The 1,250-nt window shown below is 55.5% G+C and carries 1 protein-coding gene; it reads right to left on the bottom strand.

What is annotated here, in order from left to right; genetic code table 11:
- Positions 1-135: 135 nt before the first annotated feature.
- Complete coding sequence (tdh, locus tag ACXJ5O_RS27395) at positions 136-1,170, bottom strand: L-threonine 3-dehydrogenase (RefSeq protein ID WP_457302659.1); 1,035 nt, start codon at positions 1,168-1,170, stop codon at positions 136-138.
- Positions 1,171-1,250 lie beyond the last annotated feature (80 nt).

The following is a 1,250-nucleotide window of genomic DNA, read 5'->3' on the forward strand; positions in this document are numbered from 1 at the left end:
GTACGTTCCATGGGCAAGTCCTTGCGAGTGATAAGCCATTGTTATCTATCGCAAGTCGCACTTCATCCTTGAACCCACCCTCAGCGCTTCGAAGATTGCATAACGAATATTATGGAACCACCTGATGCGCCTACGCTACCAGGTCAAGACAACCTTGCCTGAACTGCCAGACCGCATCGCATCGAAGCCAGACTGGAAATCATCGATCGGTAGCCGGTGTGTGATGATGGGCGCCAGATCGAGACCCCCTTGCACGAAGGCGATCATCTTGTACCAGGTCTCGAACATCTCGCGGCCATAGATGCCCTTCAGATTGAGCATCTTGAAGATCACCTTGTTCCAGTCGATCTCGAAACCTGTCGGTGCAATGCCAAGAATGGCAATCTTGCCACCATTGTTCATCTTGTCGATCATGTCACGAAAAGCTGGCGCTGCGCCGGACATTTCCAGCCCGACATCGAAACCCTCGGTCATGCCGATATCCTTCATGACGTCGGCGAGGTTTTGCGTCGACGCATCGACCACATGATCTATCCCGAGTTTGCGGGCGAGCGCCAGGCGCGCCGGATTGATATCGGTAATGACGACTTTGCGGGCTCCTGATCGCTTTGCAACCAGGGCGCCCATGATACCGATGGGGCCTGCGCCGGTAACCAGCACATCTTCGCCAACTAGATCGAAGCTCAGAGCCGTATGCACGGCGTTGCCAAAGGGGTCGAAGATCGCAGCGATTTCATCGGAAATATCGTCCGGGATCGGTACGACATTGTCTTCCGGAATGCACACATATTCGCCAAAGGAACCGGGCCGATGTACGCCGACACCGAGYGTGTTACGACAGAGATGGCCCCTGCCARCACGGCAATTGCGGCAAATGCCGCAGACGATATGGCCTTCGCCAGAGACGCGCTGCCCAACCTTGTATTTGGTCACGGCAGAGCCAATTTCGGCGATCTCGCCACTGAACTCATGACCCACGACCATTGGCACCGGAATCGTGGCCTCAGCCCACTTGTCCCAGTTGTAGATATGCACGTCAGTGCCGCAAATGGCTGACTTTTTGACCCGGATCAGCACGTCGTTTGGACCCGGCTCCGGGACCGGAACGCGTTCCATCCAGATACCAGGTTCCGCCTTTGCCTTGACCAGCGCCTTCATCATGTTCGACATGCTATTTAGCTCCAATGATGCCGAGATCACGCCCGACTTCAGCAAAAACCTCGATCACCCGAGCGACGTCTTCCGTGGTG

The organism is Phyllobacterium sp. P5_D12 (genome assembly GCF_054049495.1).